The 16,086-nt window shown below is 62.6% G+C and carries 13 protein-coding genes; 7 read left to right on the plus strand and 6 right to left on the minus strand.

Translation table 11 applies throughout. From position 1 onward, the window contains the following. Positions 1-15 precede the first annotated feature (15 nt). Positions 16-1,518, minus strand: coding sequence for a YifB family Mg chelatase-like AAA ATPase (locus D5125_06485; GenBank protein QFY89155.1), 1,503 nt, complete (start codon positions 1,516-1,518; stop codon positions 16-18). Between the two features lie 111 nt (positions 1,519-1,629). Next, positions 1,630-1,884, minus strand: coding sequence for an accessory factor UbiK family protein (locus tag D5125_06490; GenBank protein ID QFY89156.1), 255 nt, complete (start codon positions 1,882-1,884; stop codon positions 1,630-1,632). A gap of 262 nt (positions 1,885-2,146) precedes the next feature. On the opposite strand from D5125_06490, the gene D5125_06495 reads away from it, so the two are divergent. Both D5125_06495 and D5125_06500 read left to right on the plus strand, forming a co-directional pair. Further along, entirely contained in the window at positions 2,147-2,485 is a 339-nt protein-coding gene (locus D5125_06495; GenBank protein ID QFY89157.1) for a P-II family nitrogen regulator, read from the plus strand. A 35-nt stretch (positions 2,486-2,520) separates the two neighbouring features. Continuing rightward, the gene (locus tag D5125_06500) at positions 2,521-3,804 is read left to right on the plus strand and encodes an ammonium transporter (protein ID QFY89158.1); all 1,284 of its coding nucleotides are present in this window, start codon (positions 2,521-2,523) and stop codon (positions 3,802-3,804) included. 294 nt (positions 3,805-4,098) lie between these two features. Here the strand turns inward: D5125_06500 and D5125_06505 are convergent, their stop codons facing one another. The 4 genes from D5125_06505 to metH form a co-directional block, all read right to left on the minus strand. After that, positions 4,099-4,704 carry a diheme cytochrome c gene (locus D5125_06505; GenBank protein QFY89159.1) on the minus strand — a complete coding sequence of 202 codons (606 nt, stop codon included), beginning with the start codon at positions 4,702-4,704 and terminating at the stop codon, positions 4,099-4,101. Between the two features lie 14 nt (positions 4,705-4,718). Continuing rightward, entirely contained in the window at positions 4,719-5,120 is a 402-nt protein-coding gene (locus D5125_06510) for a DUF1924 domain-containing protein (protein ID QFY89160.1), read from the minus strand. After that, complete coding sequence (locus D5125_06515; protein QFY89161.1) at positions 5,113-5,706, minus strand: cytochrome b/b6 domain-containing protein; 594 nt, start codon at positions 5,704-5,706, stop codon at positions 5,113-5,115. The genes D5125_06510 and D5125_06515 overlap by 8 nt, the downstream gene beginning before the upstream one ends. Positions 5,707-6,172: 466 nt before the next feature. Next, positions 6,173-9,877 (minus strand): methionine synthase, encoded by a 3,705-nt coding sequence (gene metH / locus D5125_06520; GenBank protein QFY89162.1) that lies wholly within the window; start codon positions 9,875-9,877, stop codon positions 6,173-6,175. A gap of 96 nt (positions 9,878-9,973) precedes the next feature. Between metH and D5125_06525 the strand changes: the two genes are divergently transcribed. The 5 genes from D5125_06525 to D5125_06545 all read left to right on the plus strand — a co-directional run bounded on the left by D5125_06525 (position 9,974) and on the right by D5125_06545 (position 15,614). After that, the gene (locus tag D5125_06525; protein ID QFY89163.1) at positions 9,974-10,639 is read left to right on the plus strand and encodes a hypothetical protein; all 666 of its coding nucleotides are present in this window, start codon (positions 9,974-9,976) and stop codon (positions 10,637-10,639) included. A 16-nt stretch (positions 10,640-10,655) separates the two neighbouring features. Continuing rightward, positions 10,656-12,722 (plus strand): VWA domain-containing protein, encoded by a 2,067-nt coding sequence (locus D5125_06530; GenBank protein ID QFY89164.1) that lies wholly within the window; start codon positions 10,656-10,658, stop codon positions 12,720-12,722. A gap of 296 nt (positions 12,723-13,018) precedes the next feature. Continuing rightward, the gene (locus D5125_06535; GenBank protein ID QFY89165.1) at positions 13,019-13,783 is read left to right on the plus strand and encodes an ABC transporter ATP-binding protein; all 765 of its coding nucleotides are present in this window, start codon (positions 13,019-13,021) and stop codon (positions 13,781-13,783) included. Continuing rightward, positions 13,783-14,988, plus strand: coding sequence for an ABC transporter permease (locus D5125_06540; GenBank protein QFY89166.1), 1,206 nt, complete (start codon positions 13,783-13,785; stop codon positions 14,986-14,988). Before D5125_06535 ends, D5125_06540 begins: the two co-directional genes overlap by 1 nt. A 404-nt stretch (positions 14,989-15,392) precedes the next feature. Beyond that, positions 15,393-15,614 (plus strand): hypothetical protein, encoded by a 222-nt coding sequence (locus D5125_06545; protein QFY89167.1) that lies wholly within the window; start codon positions 15,393-15,395, stop codon positions 15,612-15,614. The last annotated feature ends 472 nt before the right edge of the window (positions 15,615-16,086 follow it).

Below are 16,086 nucleotides of genomic sequence, written 5' to 3' on the forward strand. Positions count from 1 at the left end.
GACTGATCATCTGGCTTAGGCCTGGCGATCCAGGCGGCGGTAGCCTATGGCCTCGGCGATGTGGGCCGCCTGGATCGCCGGGCTGGCGGCCAGGTCGGCGGCGGTACGGGCCACCTTGAGGATGCGGTGATAGGCGCGGGCCGACAGACCAAGGCGGCGGATGGCGTCTTGCAGCAACTGGCCGCTGGCAGGGTCCAGGGCGCAGTGGCGCTGGATCTCCGCCGGGCCCAGGGCGGCATTGGCCTTGCCGGCACGTTCCAGTTGGCGTTGGCGGGCGGCGAGCACCCGCTGGCGCACCTGGGCGCTGGTTTCACCATCGGCCTGGGCCTGCAGCAGCAGGTCCGGCGGCAGGCGTGGGGCCTCGACGTGCATGTCGATGCGATCCAGCAAGGGCCCGGAGATGCGCGCCCGATAACGGCGTACCTGTTCCTGACTACAGGCGCAGCGGCGCTCGGAGTCGCCCAGATAGCCGCAGGGACAGGGGTTCATGGCGGCGATCAACTGAAAGCGGGCGGGAAAGTCCGCCGAGCGGGCGGCGCGAGAGATGGTGATGTGGCCGTTTTCCAGGGGCTCGCGCAGCACCTCCAGCACCTTGCGGTCGAATTCCGGCAACTCATCCAGAAACAGCACGCCGTTGTGCGCCAGGGAGATCTCCCCCGGTCGCGGGTTGCCGCCACCGCCCACCAGGGCCGGGCCGGAGGCCGAGTGATGGGGGGCGCGATAGGGCCGCCGCGCCCAATCACCGATATCGAAGCCGTTGTTGCTGACCGAGTGGATGGAGGCGGTCTCCAGGGCCTCGGCCTCGGTCATGGGCGGCAGTATGCCGGGCAGGCGCTGGGCGAGCATGGATTTGCCCGAGCCGGGCGGGCCGAGAAACAGCAGGCTGTGGCCGCCGCTGGCGGCGACCTCCAGGGCGCGCTTGGCCTGGGGCTGGCCCTTGACCTCCAGCAGGTCGGCCACCTGCAAGCCCCGACCCACCGGCTCGATCTCCTGCCAGGGCAGGGGCTGGTGCCCGCTCATGTGCTGACAGACCGCCAGCAGGCTGTCCGCGCCAAACCGCTCCAACTCAGAAACCAGCGCCGCCTCGGCCAGGTTTTCCTGCGGCACGATGAGGCTGCGGCCCTGTCCCCGGGCGGCCAGGGCGGCAGGCAATACGCCCTTGATCGGGCGCAGCTGGCCGGACAGAGCCAGCTCACCCATGAATTCCACATCACCGATGCCGGCACGGGGGACCTGGCCGGAGGCGGCGAGTATGCCCAGGGCGATGGGCAAGTCGTAACAGCCGCCCTCCTTGGGCAGGTCGGCCGGGGCCAGGTTGACGGTGATGCGCTGGATGGGAAAGCTGAAGCCGCTGTTGATGATGGCACCGCGCACCCGATCCTTGCTCTCCTGCACCGCCTTTTCCGGCAGGCCGACGATGGCCAGCCCCGGCATGCCGTTGGCCAGGTGTACCTCGACATTCACCAGCGGGGCCTGGATGCCGTTGCGGGCGCGGGAGTAGAGTTGGGCTAGGGACATCCGGGCTCCTGATTAGCCACAAAGCTCAGCCGCTGGGTGGAAGGGCTGCTGACTGCACAACTGAGGGCCTTGCCAATATCGCCCAGCAAGCTGTCCTCCCGCTGGTCTCGATCAGTCCCGCCGCTCGGACAGGCGTTTTTCCAGCTCGGCAAGCCTTTGCTCCAGCTGGTCGAGTTTGGCGCGGCTGCGGGCCAGCACGGCGGCCTGGATATCGAATTCCTCGCGGCTGACCAGGTTCATGCGGCCCAGAGCGGCCTGTAGGGCGGACTGTAGGTTCTTGCCGGCATCGGCCTGCAGCTGTTGCAGGCCCTTGGGCAGGTTGTCCATCAGGCGTTGGGCGAGATCATCTAGGTGTTTTGGGTCCATGGCGGCAACAGTAACCGCAGCGGCCGGGCTTGTCCAGAACTCGGCAGGGGCCCTGCTGCACCAAGCCGGTGCAGGGTCGGAAAAAAACCGTCATCCGCGACCCAAACAGGTGCGCCCGTGATTCCCGAAGACTTGGCTCGTCACTATCTATCAGCCTGAATATACTAAAAAAACAATCGATGGCATGATGCTTGATTAGGCCTGATGGAAGACCCATTCCCTCACCCCCGGCCAGTCCGGACCTAATCAGGAGACCTGAGTGATGAAACTGATTTCAGCCATCATCAAACCCTTCAAGCTCGACGATGTGCGCAGCGCGCTTTCGGAGATCGGCGTCAACGGCATCACCGTCACCGAGGTCAAGGGCTTCGGTCGGCAAAAGGGCCATACCGAACTCTATCGCGGTGCCGAATATGTGGTGGACTTTCTGCCCAAGATCAAACTGGAGGCGGCGGTGGACGCCAGCCTGCTGGAGCAGGCCATAGAGGCCATCACCAGCGCCGCCCGCACCGGCAAGATCGGCGATGGCAAGATCTTTGTCTTTGACATCGAGCAGGCCATTCGCATCCGTACCGGCGAGACCGGTTCCGAGGCGCTTTAACCCCCACTCATGCCCCATAATCGAGGTTGATTCCGATGGAAAACAATATCTATGAACTGCAGTACGCCATGGACACCTTTTACTTTTTGGTCTGTGGTGCCCTGGTGATGTGGATGGCGGCAGGCTTTGCCATGTTGGAGGCAGGCCTGGTGCGCGCCAAGAACACCACCGAGATCCTGACCAAGAATGTGGCCCTGTTTGCCATCTCCTGCATCATGTACATGATCTTTGGCTACGCCATCATGTACGGCGGTGATCTGTTCCTGTCCGGCATAGCCTTGGACGGCGCAATCCAGGCCGATGCCCTGTCCGCTACGGTGTTGAAGGAGTCCGCCGAGACCGGCTTTGGCGGCGGCGCGGTCTATTCCAATGCGGCGGACTTCTTCTTTCAGGTGGTGTTCGTGGCCACCGCCATGTCTATTGTCTCGGGTGCCGTGGCCGAGCGCATGAAGCTCTGGGCCTTTCTGCTCTTCGCCGTGGTGATGACCGGCTTCATCTACCCCATGGAGGGCAACTGGACCTGGGGCGGTGGCTCGGTGTTCGGCCTCTATAGCCTGGGGGATGACCTGGGTTTCTCCGACTTCGCCGGCTCCGGCATAGTCCACATGGCGGGTGCCGCTGCCGCCCTGGCCGGGGTACTGCTGCTGGGGCCGCGCAAGGGCAAGTACGGTGCCCAGGGTCAGATCAACGCCATCCCTGGTGCCAATCTGCCCCTGGCCACCCTGGGCACCTTCATCCTCTGGATGGGCTGGTTCGGCTTCAACGGCGGCTCAGTGCTCAAGCTGGGTGACATCGCCAGCGCCAACTCGGTGGCCATGGTATTCCTCAACACCAACACTGCCGCCGCCGGTGGCCTGGTGGCCGCGCTGATTCTGGCCCGTTTGTTGTTTGGCAAGGCCGACCTGACCATGGCCCTGAACGGTGCCCTGGCCGGCCTGGTGGCCATCACCGCCGAGCCATCCACCCCCTCGGCCCTGGAGGCGACCCTGATCGGCATGGTCGGTGGTGTGATCGTGGTGTTCTCCATCCTGACCCTGGAGAAGCTGCGCATCGATGACCCGGTGGGTGCCATCTCAGTACACGGCGTGGTGGGCCTGTGGGGCTTGCTGGCGGTACCCCTGACCAAAGCCGACGCCAGTCTGGCAGGGCAGTTGGCAGGCGCGGCGACCATCTTCATCTGGGTGTTTGGCATATCCCTGCTGGCTTGGTTTGTCATCAAGCTGTTTATCGGGCTGCGGGTCAGCGAGGAAGAGGAGTACGAGGGCGTCGATCTGAGCGAATGTGGCATGGAGGCCTATCCCGAGTTCACCAACAAGTAGCCCGGCTCAAGCAGGCAACCAAGCGCAGGTTTCTCCTCCGGCAGCTGAAGGAACGGCGTTTAGATACCGTACAGGGACGTCCTTAGACCCGCAGTCATCGACCGACTGCGGGTTTTTTTGGCGCTGGTAGTTACGCAGGTGCCGAAGTCCCCCCTGCCCCCCTTTGTAAAGGGAGAAATTTGACGCCCTCTCCTTAGGGATGAGAGTGGGCAGGTGGTTACAAATCGGGTTCAGATCCCTTTGCCCTACCTGCGTCCCAGCTTGGCCGGGGGCGAGCGGTTGAGCTCATCGGCCTCAATCCTCCCAGCGGCCAAAGCCGGGAATGCTGACCTCATCCTCATCGAAGGAGCCCTGGTCGGCGCGGCTGTGGCAGGCCTGGCACTGGCTGAAGCTCAGAACCTTGGGGTTGTCCTTGACCATCTCTGCGCTGAGCTCGTGGTGTTTGCCGATGAAATACTGGGTGTCGGTGATGCGCATCATCGTCGGTTGCCCCTGGGTGGCGCGGGCCATGCGTTCGGCATACTCGGCGCTGGATTTTTCTGCGGAATGGCGTAGCAGATAGGCCTGTAATTGCAGGACGCTGACCTCGTCCAGCTCGGCGTTGTCGCCAAAATGATCGGCCAGGCCACCCATCACCCGCTGCCAGGCGCTGCCCGGCATCAGTCCGGGCGGGTAGGCCAGGTGGCAACTGCCGCATTCTTCCTGATAGCGGGCATGGTCGCTGTCCTTGAGGTAGGCGCTTTGACGGCCGTGTTTATCCCCCTCGCCAAACCAGCGTTGGATGATGCCGCCTTCGCGCTCCGAGTCGTCATCGGCGCTGAGCTGGCCGGCCAGTGTCAGGCTGAGGCCAAGGACCAGCAGGCTGGCAGTGCCGATCATCAGTGTGTTGTTCATTTTCATGGGTAATTTCTCTCTTAGCGGCTGTTGATGAAACTGATCAGATCACCCTTTTCCTGAGGGCTGCATTCCCGGCCGAAGGTCCATTTGCAGTTGCGCTTGAGCCACTTTTCCACCTTGGCCGACTCGGTCAGACGTTCGGCCAGCGCCGAGGGTGCCAGGGGCTCGATGGGCTTGCCGGTGGTGGCTTGCTTGCCCGGCTGGCGTAGGTCCTCGCCGTGGCAACTGCTGCATTTACGCTGACTATCACCCGCGGTGGTCCACAAGCGCCCGCCGGTATCGGCGCTGAACGGCCCGGCGGCACCCTGTTGTTGATAGCTCCGCAGCAGGGGCTGGATATCGGCAGCCTGGCAGGCAGCAGCCAGCAGGCTGGCGCAGAGACCGCCACAAATGGTCAGAGTGAGTGATGTTTTAGTCATGCAATTGCTCCTTTTTCAGGTCGGCCTTCAGGCCGGTTAACATGGATTTGATCAGGTTCTCCCGGTGCGCCAGGCTGCTGAACAGCACCCCGGCCAGGTGCAGGCCGATGAAGATCAGGCTTAGCTGGGCGAGAAACTCATGGGTCTCCTCCAGAAGATCGGCGGCGAGGGTGCCGCTGAACCAGCCAGCCATGGGTCCGGCAAAGTCGGTGCTGCCATAGAGGGCCATGCCGCTAAGGGCGGTCAGCCCCAGGGTCAACATCAGGGCGATGACCATGGCACCGCCGGCGGGGTTGTGGCCGAGGTAGCGCGGGCCCTTGCCCCGAAGGTTCTGTCGCAGATAACCGAGCACCGCCGAGGGTGGGCGGACAAAGTCGCCAAAGCGGGCATGGCGACTGCCGATAAAGCCCCAGAGCAGGCGAAACAACAGCAGGCTGGCGATAAAATAGCCGATCAGGCTATGCAGGTAATCCAGGTCGTTCTCGCCGCTGAGATAGGCGAGCACAAAGCTAACGGCCAGGCTCCAATGGAACAGGCGGACCGGCAGGTCCCAGACGCGGACTTGAGGGTGGGTTTTATTGGTCATGACATTCTCCAGGTGTAGGTGAACCTGGAGCTGACTTTAGGGGATCCAGCTGAAATCAAACTGAATGGGTGCCGTCTAGGAGCCTGTCGGATTTAGGATGCTCCTACTGCGCCGGTGGGAAGAACGGCCCAGAATTGTTTTAAACATTGGCCCCGATTTTTCGTTGCCTAGGCCAACTATGCGCCTCAAAATCGTGAAAATTTGTTCTCGTTCTCCCACCTTGCTCGCTACGGGCACCTAAACCCGACAGGCTCCTAGGGCTGTGCTGGCAGTGCTCAAGGGCAAGCCAAGACTTGGCAAAGCCGGGGTGCTGGTGGTTACCGGCGATACCAGGGTGGTGGCCGATGGCCGAGCCTTGCGCATTTCTCGTTCCCACGCGCCGCGTGGGAACGAGAATAAAACTCTGCGATCTCTGCGCTTCTTTGCGTCCTCTGCGTCCTATTTGCTCCATGCATCAGCGTCAAACTCAAACCTCATAGGCCAGATTCGGCCCCAGCCATTTTTCCATCGCCTCCTGCTCCATGACCTTGCGCTGGGCGTAGTCCGTGACCTGGTCCTTGCCTAGGGCACCGACAGCAAAATAGCGCGCTTGCGGGTGGCTGAAGTAGAGGCCGCTGACCGAGGCGGTGGGTAGCATGGCCTTGGATTCGGTCAGGCTCATGCCGATGCGCGCGTGCACATCCAGCAGTTGCCAGAGCAGGTCTTTTTCCGTGTGGTCCGGTGAGGCCGGGTAGCCCATGGCCGGGCGTATGCCCTGGTATTTCTCCTCGATCAGCTCGGCGTTGCTCAGGCCCTCATCGGCACCGTAGCCCCAGATCTCCCGCCGCACCTTGGCGTGGAGCCATTCCGCCAGGGCCTCGGCGAGGCGATCGGCCAGGGCCTTGAGCATGATGCTCTGGTAGTCGTCGTGCTCGGCCTCGAACTCGGCCAGCTTGGCATCTATGCCCAGCCCGGCGGTACAGGCGAAGGCGCCGATGTAATCGGCCTTGCCGCTGGCAGCCGGGGCGATGAAGTCCGCCAGACACTCGTTGTAGCGCCCCTCCGGCTGCTTGCCCTGCTTGCGCAGATTGTGCAGGCGCATCTGCTCCTGGCTGCGCGTCTCGTCCCTATAAACCAGGATGTCATCTCCCTCGGCCTGGGCCGGGAACAGGCCCACCACCGCCCTGGCCTGCAGCCAGCCTTCGCTGATGATCTGGTCCAGCATGGTCTGGGCATCGGCGAACAGCTTGCGCGCCTCCTCGCCCTTTTCCGCGTCATCCAGAATCTGCGGGTAGCGGCCCTTGAGCTGCCAGGCGTGGAAGAAGAAGGTCCAGTCGATGTAGTCGGCCAGCTCGGCGATGCCGACCTCGATCAGCTGCACGCCCAGCTGCCGGGGCACCGGCGGTTGGTAGCCGGCCCAGTCGATGGGCACCGGGTTGGCGCGGGCTTCGGCCAGGCTGGCCAGGTTCTTGGCCTCGTTGCGGCTGGCGCGGCGCAGGCGCACCTGCTCGTATTCCTCGCTGAGCTTGCCGAGATAGGCGGCCCTCAGAGTAATTGACAGCAGGTTGCTGGCCACGCCGACGGCCCGGGAGGCATCGGCCACGTAGATCACCGGGCCGCTGTAGGCCGGGGCGATCTTCACCGCCGTGTGCGCCAGGGAGGTGGTGGCACCGCCGATCATCAGCGGGATAGTAAAGCCCAGCCGCTGCATTTCTTTAGCCACATGCACCATCTCATCCAGCGAGGGGGTGATCAGCCCGGACAGGCCGATGATGTCCACCTGATGCTCGCGGGCGGCCTGGAGGATCTGCTCGGCGGGGATCATCACCCCCAAATCGATCACCTGATAGTTATTGCACTGCAGCACCACGCCAACGATGTTCTTGCCGATGTCGTGCACATCCCCCTTGACCGTGGCCATGAGGATCTTGCCCTGGGCCTTGGCATCGGCGCTCTTTTCCGCCTCCAGATAGGGTTGCAGATAGGCCACCGCCTTTTTCATCACCCGCGCCGACTTGACCACCTGGGGCAGGAACATCTTGCCCGCGCCGAATAGGTCGCCGACCACATTCATCCCATCCATCAGCGGACCTTCGATCACCTCCAGGGTCTTGCTCGCCTGCTGGCGGGCCTCCTCGGTATCGGTGTCGATGAATTCGGTGATGCCCTTGATCAGGGCGTGCTCCAGGCGCTTGGTCACCGGCCAGCTGCGCCATGCCAGGTCTTCCTTTTTCTCCGTGACGCTGCCGTCGCCCTTGTATTTGGGTGCCAGCTCGATCAGGCGCTCGGTGGCACTGATTTCATCCCCAGTGTGGCGATTGAGGATGACGTCCTCGACCGCATCACGCAGCTCGGCGGGGATCTCGTCATACACCGCCAGCTGGCCGGCGTTGACTATGCCCATGTCCAGCCCGGCCTGGATGGCGTGATAGAGGAACACGGCATGGATCGCCTCGCGCACCGGGTTGTTGCCACGGAAGCTGAAACTCACATTGGATACGCCGCCGGAAACCAGGGCATGCGGCAGGTTGTGCTTGATCCAGCGCGTCGCCTCGATGAAATCGACGCCGTAGTTGTTGTGCTCCTCGATGCCAGTGGCGACGGTGAGGATGTTGGGATCGAAGATGATGTCTTCGGCGGGGAAGCCGACCTGCTCGGTGAGGATGCGGTAGGCGCGGCCGCAAATCGCCTGGCGCCGGGCCAGATTGTCCGCCTGGCCCTGCTCATCGAAGGCCATGACGATGATCGCCGCACCGTATCGGCGGCACAGGTGCGCCCGTTCGATGAAGGCGGCCTCGCCCTCCTTCAGCGAGATGGAGTTGACTATGGGCTTGCCCTGCACGCACTTGAGCCCGGCCTCGATGATCTCCCACTTGGAGGAGTCGATCATGAAGGGTACCCGAGCGATGTCCGGCTCCGAGGCCATCAGATTCAAGAAGCGGCGCATCGCCTCGACGCCATCGAGCATGCCCTCGTCCATGTTGACATCGACGATCTGCGCTCCCTCCTCCACCTGGGTACGGCAGATATCCAGGGCCTGGTCGTACTCCTCGCTGAGGATCAGGCGCTTGAACTGGGCCGAGCCGGTGACATTGGCGCGCTCGCCGACGTTGACGAACAGACTCTCGGCACCGATGTTGAACGGCTCCTGGCCGGACAGGCGGCAGGCCGGCGGCAGCTGCGGGCGCTGGCGCGGCGGCTTGCCGGCGACGGCTGCGGCTATGGCGCGGATGTGCTCAGGCCCGGTGCCGCAACAGCCGCCGACGATGTTGATGAAGCCGGACTCGGCCCACTCGCCGATGTATGCGCCCATGCGCTCGGCATCCAGGTCGTACTCGCCGAACTCGTTGGGCAGACCGGCGTTGGGATAGACGCTGACGTAGCACTCGGCGATGCGTGACATTTCCTCGACATACTGGCGCAGCTGCTCTGGCCCCAGGGCGCAGTTCAGGCCCATGGACAGGGGCCTGGCGTGGCGCAGGCTGTTGTAGAAGGCCTCGGTGGTCTGGCCCGACAGAGTACGGCCGGAGGCGTCGGCGATGGTGCCGGAGATCATGATCGGCAGACGCTTGTTGCCGATAAGGCCATCTTGCTCAAACACCTGCTCGCAGGCGAAGATGGCGGCCTTGGCGTTGAGGGTATCGAAGATGGTCTCGATCAGCAGCAGGTCAACACCGCCGACAATCAGGCCGCGAATCGCCTCGCTGTAATCGGCCACCAGCTCGTCGAACTGGATGGCGCGGGCGCCGGGGTCGTTGACGTCCACCGACATGGAGGCGGTCTTCTGCGTCGGCCCCAGGCCACCGGCGACAAAGCGCGGCTTGTCCGGCGTGCTGTACTTGTCGGCGGCGGCGCGGCACAGTTGGGCGGCGGCACGGTTGATCTCGAAGGCATGCTTCTCCAGGCCAAAGCGCTCCAAGTCCTTCGCCGTGGCACCGAAGCTGTTGGTCTCGATGATATCCGCCCCGGCGTCCAGGTAGGCCTCATGGATGCCGCTGATGATCTGCGGCTGGGTCAGGCAGAGCAGGTCGTTCATGCCCTTGAGATTGCTCGGCCAATCGGCAAAGCGCTCACCGCGATAATCCGCCTCCGCCAGCTTGTGGCGCTGGATCATGGTGCCCATGGCACCGTCCAGGATCAGGATGCGTTCTTCAAGCAGGGTTTGAAAATCTGTGCTATGACTCTGAGACATTAGGATTTCTTTGTTCCAATTATGGCAGTATGATATAAAGCGGTGCGTAGTTGACCGCACAAACCACGGCAGCGGTGTTGCCAATGGGGAGAGTAAATGAGCGAGAGTAAATTATTTAATGCTCTGCGTGAAGAAGACCGACAAACGAGCAAGGGCAAAAAGGGCGGCGGCCCCCTGCGCTATGTGCTCATTGTCGGTATCGTCATCCTGCTGGGCTTCAATCTGCTGTTTGTCGATTTCGGTGAGGATGACGGGGGCCAACAGCCCCTGCCGGAGCCCCAGATCCAACCCATCACGCCGCCGCCGGGCCAGGATGCCCAGCCCGGTCAATTCACCCCGGATCTGGGCCGACAGCCGATCGAACAAGGCAGCGCGGATGAGGGCAACCAGGCCCGAGCGCTGATCGACGATGTGCGCAACCGGGGCAACACCGCCGACCCCGAGGCCCTGTTTGCCCAGGCCGGCACCTTTATTCAAGAGGGCAAGCTGGCGGATGCCTATCTGATCTACTTCTATCTGGCCAAGCAGGGCCATGGCCCGGCCACCCTGACGCTGGCGGAGATGGCCGACCCGGCCTACTACGACCCCAGGACCAGCTTCTACGAGGCACCAGACTTCGCCCAGGCGCACAAGTGGTATCTGCAGGCCATAATGCTGGGTGAAGACAGGGCCGAGGCCCAGCTGCGTGACCTCAAGCTGCGGGTCAAGGCCGCCGCCGCCAGCGGAGACGAAAAGGCCCGTCGCCTGCTGGTGGGCTGGTAAGACAATTGGGAAGGACATGATGATCAAACGAATTCTGACACCCCTCATCCTCCTCGCCGGTCTGCTGCTGGTCAGCCCCATGGGCCTGGCCGAGCCGGGCCAGAGGCCGCTGCTTATCGAGGGCAAGAAGACCCTCTACCAGCGCACCCTGGCCAAGCCCGGTGCCAACCTGGTGACCAGCCCCGGTAATCTGCTGGCCCAGCCCGTCAACCCCTTCAACATCTACTACGTCTATGCCCGCGAGCAGCACAATGGGGTTGACTGGGTACAGGTGGGGCTGGACAGTCACGGCAATACCCAGGGCTGGATCCAGCGTACGCAGCTGATCGACTGGAACCATGGCCTGACCATCGCCTTTCGCGACCCCAGCGGCCACGACCGGGTAATGCTGTTCCGCGACCCCGAGCAGCTGAGCCGACTGGCCGAGACCACCCCCGGCGACCCGGCCCCCTACGATTTTCTCTACAGCGCCGCCGAATCCGGCCAGCTACCGCCGGAAAGCCCGGTAGTGGCGATGCAGCCCAAGGGCTACGTGGATATACGCAACGACTTCTACCTGGTGCCCATCCGCGAATACCGCGACATCTTCATCGGCGCGGAAAAGGGCCGTATGCTGCGCGTCTCCACCGTGCCGCACAACAGCAACGAGGCCGGCACGGCCAGCCTGGGCGCGCCGGTGGACAGCGCCGTGCGCAGCGACACCGCCACCCCGGCAACGGCCTCTGATCGTATCGCCCTGGATACCGGCGTGGTATTCGTGGTGGACGCCTCCAAGTCCATGGACCCCTACATCACCCGCACCCGAGCTGCGGTACAGAAGATCTACGATGACATAGCGCGCAACGACCCGGATGGCGACGTGGCCTTTGGCCTGGTGGCCTATCGCGATGACACCAATGCCGTACCCGGACTGGGCTACCGCAGCAAGCTGTTCGCCGACCTGAAAAAGGGCCGTTCCGCCAGTGACTTCTTCGCCAGCGTGGCCGAGGTCAAGGCCACCCAGGTCTCAAGCCAAGACTTCCGCGAGGACGCCTACGCCGGCATCAAGCAGGCCATAGATCAGATCAGCTGGGGCAACTTTCAGGCCCGCTACATGATCCTGATCACCGACGCCGGTGCCCGCGAGGGCAGCGACCCCCTATCCGGCACCGGCATGAGCGCCCAGTCCCTGCGGCAGCTGGCGCGGGACAACAATATCGCCATCTTCGTCCTGCACCTGCTCACCGACAGCGCCGGGGCGGACCACGCCACCGCCCGGGAACAATACAAGACCCTGTCCTACGTACCCGGCATCGGCGACCTCTACTACGGCGTGCGTACCGGTGCCGTGGGTGAATTTGGCCGCGTGCTGGATACCCTGGGTGCCCAGCTGGTGGCGCAGATGAGCCAGAATGCCCCGCCCCCGGACGCCATGGCCAGTGCTGAAACCAGTGCTGAAGGCAGTAGCGAGGTGGCTCAACCCACGGCAAGCCCGGCAGCGGACAACCCCGAGCTGGCCGCCCTGCAGGCCAAGGTCAGCAAGCTGGGTTACGCCCTGCGCATGCAATATCTGGACACCCCGGAGAAGGGCGAGATCCCTGCCGTGTTCGATGCCTGGATCGTCGATCGTGACCTGAAACAGCCCGAACGCCGCGCCCTGGACGTGCGCGTACTGCTCACCCGCGACCAGCTCAGCGAGCTGTACCAGATGCTGCGCGAGGTGCTGGAGGCGGCGGAAGAGGGCATGCTCTCGCCACGCACCTTCCTCGACGACATCAAGACCCTGGCCGCCACCGCCAGCCGCGATCCCGAGCGCCTGGCCGGCTCCACCCGCTCCAGTGGCGGCGCGCGCAACCTGGCGGACCTGGGCTTCATCACCGAATACATCGAGGACCTGCCCTACACCGGCGACATCATGAATGTTACCCTCAGCGACTGGCGTAACTGGCCGGCCAAGAGGCAATTGACCTTTATCCAGCGGCTGGAGGAGAAGGTGCAGTATTATCGCGCCGTACACGACCATACCGACCTCTGGGTCTCCCTGGACCAGGGCCCGGTGGACGGAGACTCGGTGTTCCCGGTGCCCTTGGAAATGCTGCCTTGAACCTGAAAAGAGCAGTTGAATCGCAGATTTCACAGGGTTAGGCAGGTTTTTCAGTCTGTTTGCCAGGCACAATCCAGGTCGCCCAGCACGGCTGGCCTCCCACGCTGTGCTGGGCCAGACCCGGAAAGCAACCGCCTGAATCACTCTATGAATAGGCAATACTTAAATCTGCGATAATCGGCGTAATCCGCAGTTTATAGGTTGAAAATTCTCCGTGGTCTCTGTGACTCTGTGGCCAAATACTTTTTCGGGTCGATGTCGCCGAACCCCAATTCCCGCTTTTAGAAGGTAACCCCGTGGAAGCTGAAGACACCGCTCGCGCCAGTGAGAAGGTACTGATTTATCATTTGCGCGATGTGATCAAGAGCCGCGAGGACGAAGACGCGGCCTTTCAGCTGCGCGTGCCCAGCCTGCAGATCGCCCGGGGAGAAAAGATCGCCCTGATCGGCCACAGCGGCTGCGGCAAGAGTACCCTGTTGGACATGCTCGCCTTTATCCTGCAGCCCAGCGATGTGGGGGCCTTTCGTTTCCGTCCCGAGGCCAACGAAGAGCCCATCGATATCGCCAACTGCTGGCGCAAGGGGCAGCAGAACTTTCTGGGCAAGCTACGCAAGAACACCATGGGCTATGTGATGCAGACCGGCGGCCTGGTACCCTACCTGACGGTGCGCGACAATATGACCCTGTCGCGTCGGCTGATGGGCATGGGCGGCAACGACGCGGCGGTGGAGGAACTGGCCAATCACCTGGGCATTCGCCGCCAGCTGGACAAGTATCCGGGCAACCTGTCCACCGGCGAGCGCCAGCGGGTAGCCATAGGCCGCGCCCTGGCCCACCGCCCGCCCATTGTCATCGCCGATGAGCCCACCGCCTCGCTGGACCCCATTGCCGCCGAAAAGATCATGAACCTGTTTATCGAACTGGTGGATGAACTCAACATCACCGTCATCGTCGCCAGCCACGCCTGGCGGCATATCGAAAAGCTCGGCCTGCGCCAGCTCTCCCACCGTACCCAGCGCACCGCCGGGGGCACCATGACCGAAACCGTGGTGACCGGCTGATGGGACACCTGACCGAGTCTGTCCGCCTCTCCAGCAAGGACTATTTCCGCGAGTGGCGCATCTCCGGGGCCTATATCATCGCCCTGGCGGCGGTGCTGGGCCCGATGATGGTGCTGTTCGGCCTCAAGTTCGGCGTGGTCGGCGGCATGATCGAAGACCTGGTCAAAGACCCACGCAACCGCGAGATCACCCTGCTCGGCAATGGCCGCTTTGGCCCGGACTGGTTCATCCAGATGCGCCAGCGCAGCGATATCGCCTTTCTGGTGCCGCGCACCCGGCGCATCGCCGCCAGCATGGAGATGACCACCCCAGGCTCGGGCCGGATCAGCTCCATAGAACTGATCCCCTCGGCCCCCGCCGACCCCCTGCTGGAGGGGGTCGGCGAGGTCAGGGGGCTGAATCGCATCATCCTCTCCAAACAGGCCGCCCAGCGCCTGCAGGTGGAGGCCGGTGATCGGCTCAGCGGCAGCGTATCGCGCCGTTTTCAAGGCCAGGCCGAACGCCAGGAGCTGGAGCTGATCGTCGCCGCCGTGGCCCCGGCGGTGGCCTTCAACCGCGAGGGGGCCTTTGTCTCGGTCGAATTGCTCGAAGCGGTGGAGGACTTCCGCGATGGCCGCCGGGTCCCGGCGCTGGGCTGGGGCGGGCTGGAGGACCAGTCCCCGCGCAGCTATCCGGGCTTTCGTCTCTACGCCGCCGACATCCGCGATGTGGCCGGGCTGAGCCAGGCCTTCATGGCCCAGGGTATGCAGGTGCGCACCCGCGCCGACGACATCGAGGTGGTGCAGGACATGGACCGCAACCTGACGGTGCTGTTCTGGGCCATCGCCATCATCGGCCTGGCCGGCTTCTCCCTCTCGCTGGGGGCCAGCCTGCTGGCCAACGTGGACCGCAAACGCAAGGAGCTGAGCGTATTGCGTCTGGTGGGCCTGAGCACCGGCGATATCGTGCTGTTTCCCATGCTGCAAGCGCTGTACACCGCCATCATCGGCTGGATGATGGCCACCGGCATCTTCTACGGCGTGTCCCATGCCATCAACGTGCTGTTCGCCGACCAACTGCAGGGCGGCCAGAGCCTGTGCCGCCTGCTGCCCGAGCACCTGCTCATCGCCCTCGCTCTGACCACCGGCTGCGCCATCATGGCCGCCTTCCTCGGCGGCGTGCGCGCCTCGCGCATCGAACCCTCGGAGGGGCTGCGGGATCTTTAAACCGGTCAGCTGTCAGCCGTCAGCGGCCAGCTTTCTCGTTCCCACGCTCGGCGTGGGAATGCCGACGTTCCCCTCGCCCAATCAAATAGCTATCGGATTCTGCTCTATACTTTCCGGCATGGCAGGCGCAGCTTATACAGAGGCAAAATCAGGTGGGCGGCATGGAGGCTGGTACAAAGATCAATTAGGGCTTGGGCAGAATCAGCTTAGAAAAGGCATAAAGTCGTTGGCTGGGCAGATTGAGAAACACGAGAAATGGATTGCCAATCCAAGCGCTAAAGTCACAGATTGGCTAGATCGGGACCATAGGTACAAGGCAGGTCTGATAAGAAAATGGGAATCTGACGTTTCCAGACAGAGAGAGCAACTGGACATTTTGCAGGGCATCCTAGAGGAAAAAACCAATGGCAGAATATAACCCGTACAAAGCTGCGCTTATTGCGCTAGTTGAGTTGCTTAAAGAGCAGGGGCTTGAGAGTGCAGGACGCATTGAAGGCTTGAACGCTTATCAAGCCCTGGAGGAAGTGCTGTCCCAGGCTGAAATATGCGGCATCCCGCTGGAAGAGATCGGCATGGACGGATTCGACATTGATTCTCTGATAAACCCAAACAAGAAAGCCGCCTAACGCTCATGGGGCGGGCAGCATCACCCCAGAACATGAAACTTCTCCTAATCGATGGGACGCAGAGAAGAATGATGAAGAAGTAGCCCGGATGGAGTGAAACGGTCCCTATCGGCATCCTGCCTCTCGGGACACTTGCACATCCTTGTGCAGCGGAATCCGGGGTTGCCGTTAGACATGGCTACCCCGTTGCACCTCCGAGCCAGCGCTCGAAGCTCCCAGATTGACAGGCGGCAATGTTGTTTCACAGTAAGCTTCACATCCACCCGAACTGCAATCAGCTTGTAAACCTATATTCCTCAATTAAGCCACAGAGACACAGAGATCACAGAGTTGATTCAATGAGTTACCTATCAGACCGGGCTCACCTAGAAGGTGTTGAGTGTTCGCTTTCCAACACATTGATTTTTCTCTGTGTACTCTGTGGCTCTGTGGCCAAATGCTCTTTTTAGGGTAAAGCACAGCCGTATCTCAG

The organism is gamma proteobacterium SS-5 (genome assembly GCA_009497875.2).
Lineage (GTDB): Bacteria > Pseudomonadota > Gammaproteobacteria > Chromatiales > Chromatiaceae > Magnetovirga > Magnetovirga frankeli.

Coding starts and splice junctions, on each gene's coding strand:
- D5125_06530 (QFY89164.1), top strand. CDS start 10,656: ATGATGATCAAACGAATTCTGACACCCCTCATCCTCCTCGCCGGTCTG.
- metH (QFY89162.1), bottom strand. CDS start 9,877: ATGTCTCAGAGTCATAGCACAGATTTTCAAACCCTGCTTGAAGAACGC.
- D5125_06545 (QFY89167.1), top strand. CDS start 15,393: ATGGCAGAATATAACCCGTACAAAGCTGCGCTTATTGCGCTAGTTGAG.
- D5125_06515 (QFY89161.1), bottom strand. CDS start 5,706: ATGACCAATAAAACCCACCCTCAAGTCCGCGTCTGGGACCTGCCGGTC.
- D5125_06485 (QFY89155.1), bottom strand. CDS start 1,518: ATGTCCCTAGCCCAACTCTACTCCCGCGCCCGCAACGGCATCCAGGCC.
- D5125_06495 (QFY89157.1), top strand. CDS start 2,147: ATGAAACTGATTTCAGCCATCATCAAACCCTTCAAGCTCGACGATGTG.
- D5125_06540 (QFY89166.1), top strand. CDS start 13,783: ATGGGACACCTGACCGAGTCTGTCCGCCTCTCCAGCAAGGACTATTTC.
- D5125_06525 (QFY89163.1), top strand. CDS start 9,974: ATGAGCGAGAGTAAATTATTTAATGCTCTGCGTGAAGAAGACCGACAA.
- D5125_06490 (QFY89156.1), bottom strand. CDS start 1,884: ATGGACCCAAAACACCTAGATGATCTCGCCCAACGCCTGATGGACAAC.
- D5125_06500 (QFY89158.1), top strand. CDS start 2,521: ATGGAAAACAATATCTATGAACTGCAGTACGCCATGGACACCTTTTAC.
- D5125_06505 (QFY89159.1), bottom strand. CDS start 4,704: ATGAAAATGAACAACACACTGATGATCGGCACTGCCAGCCTGCTGGTC.
- D5125_06510 (QFY89160.1), bottom strand. CDS start 5,120: ATGACTAAAACATCACTCACTCTGACCATTTGTGGCGGTCTCTGCGCC.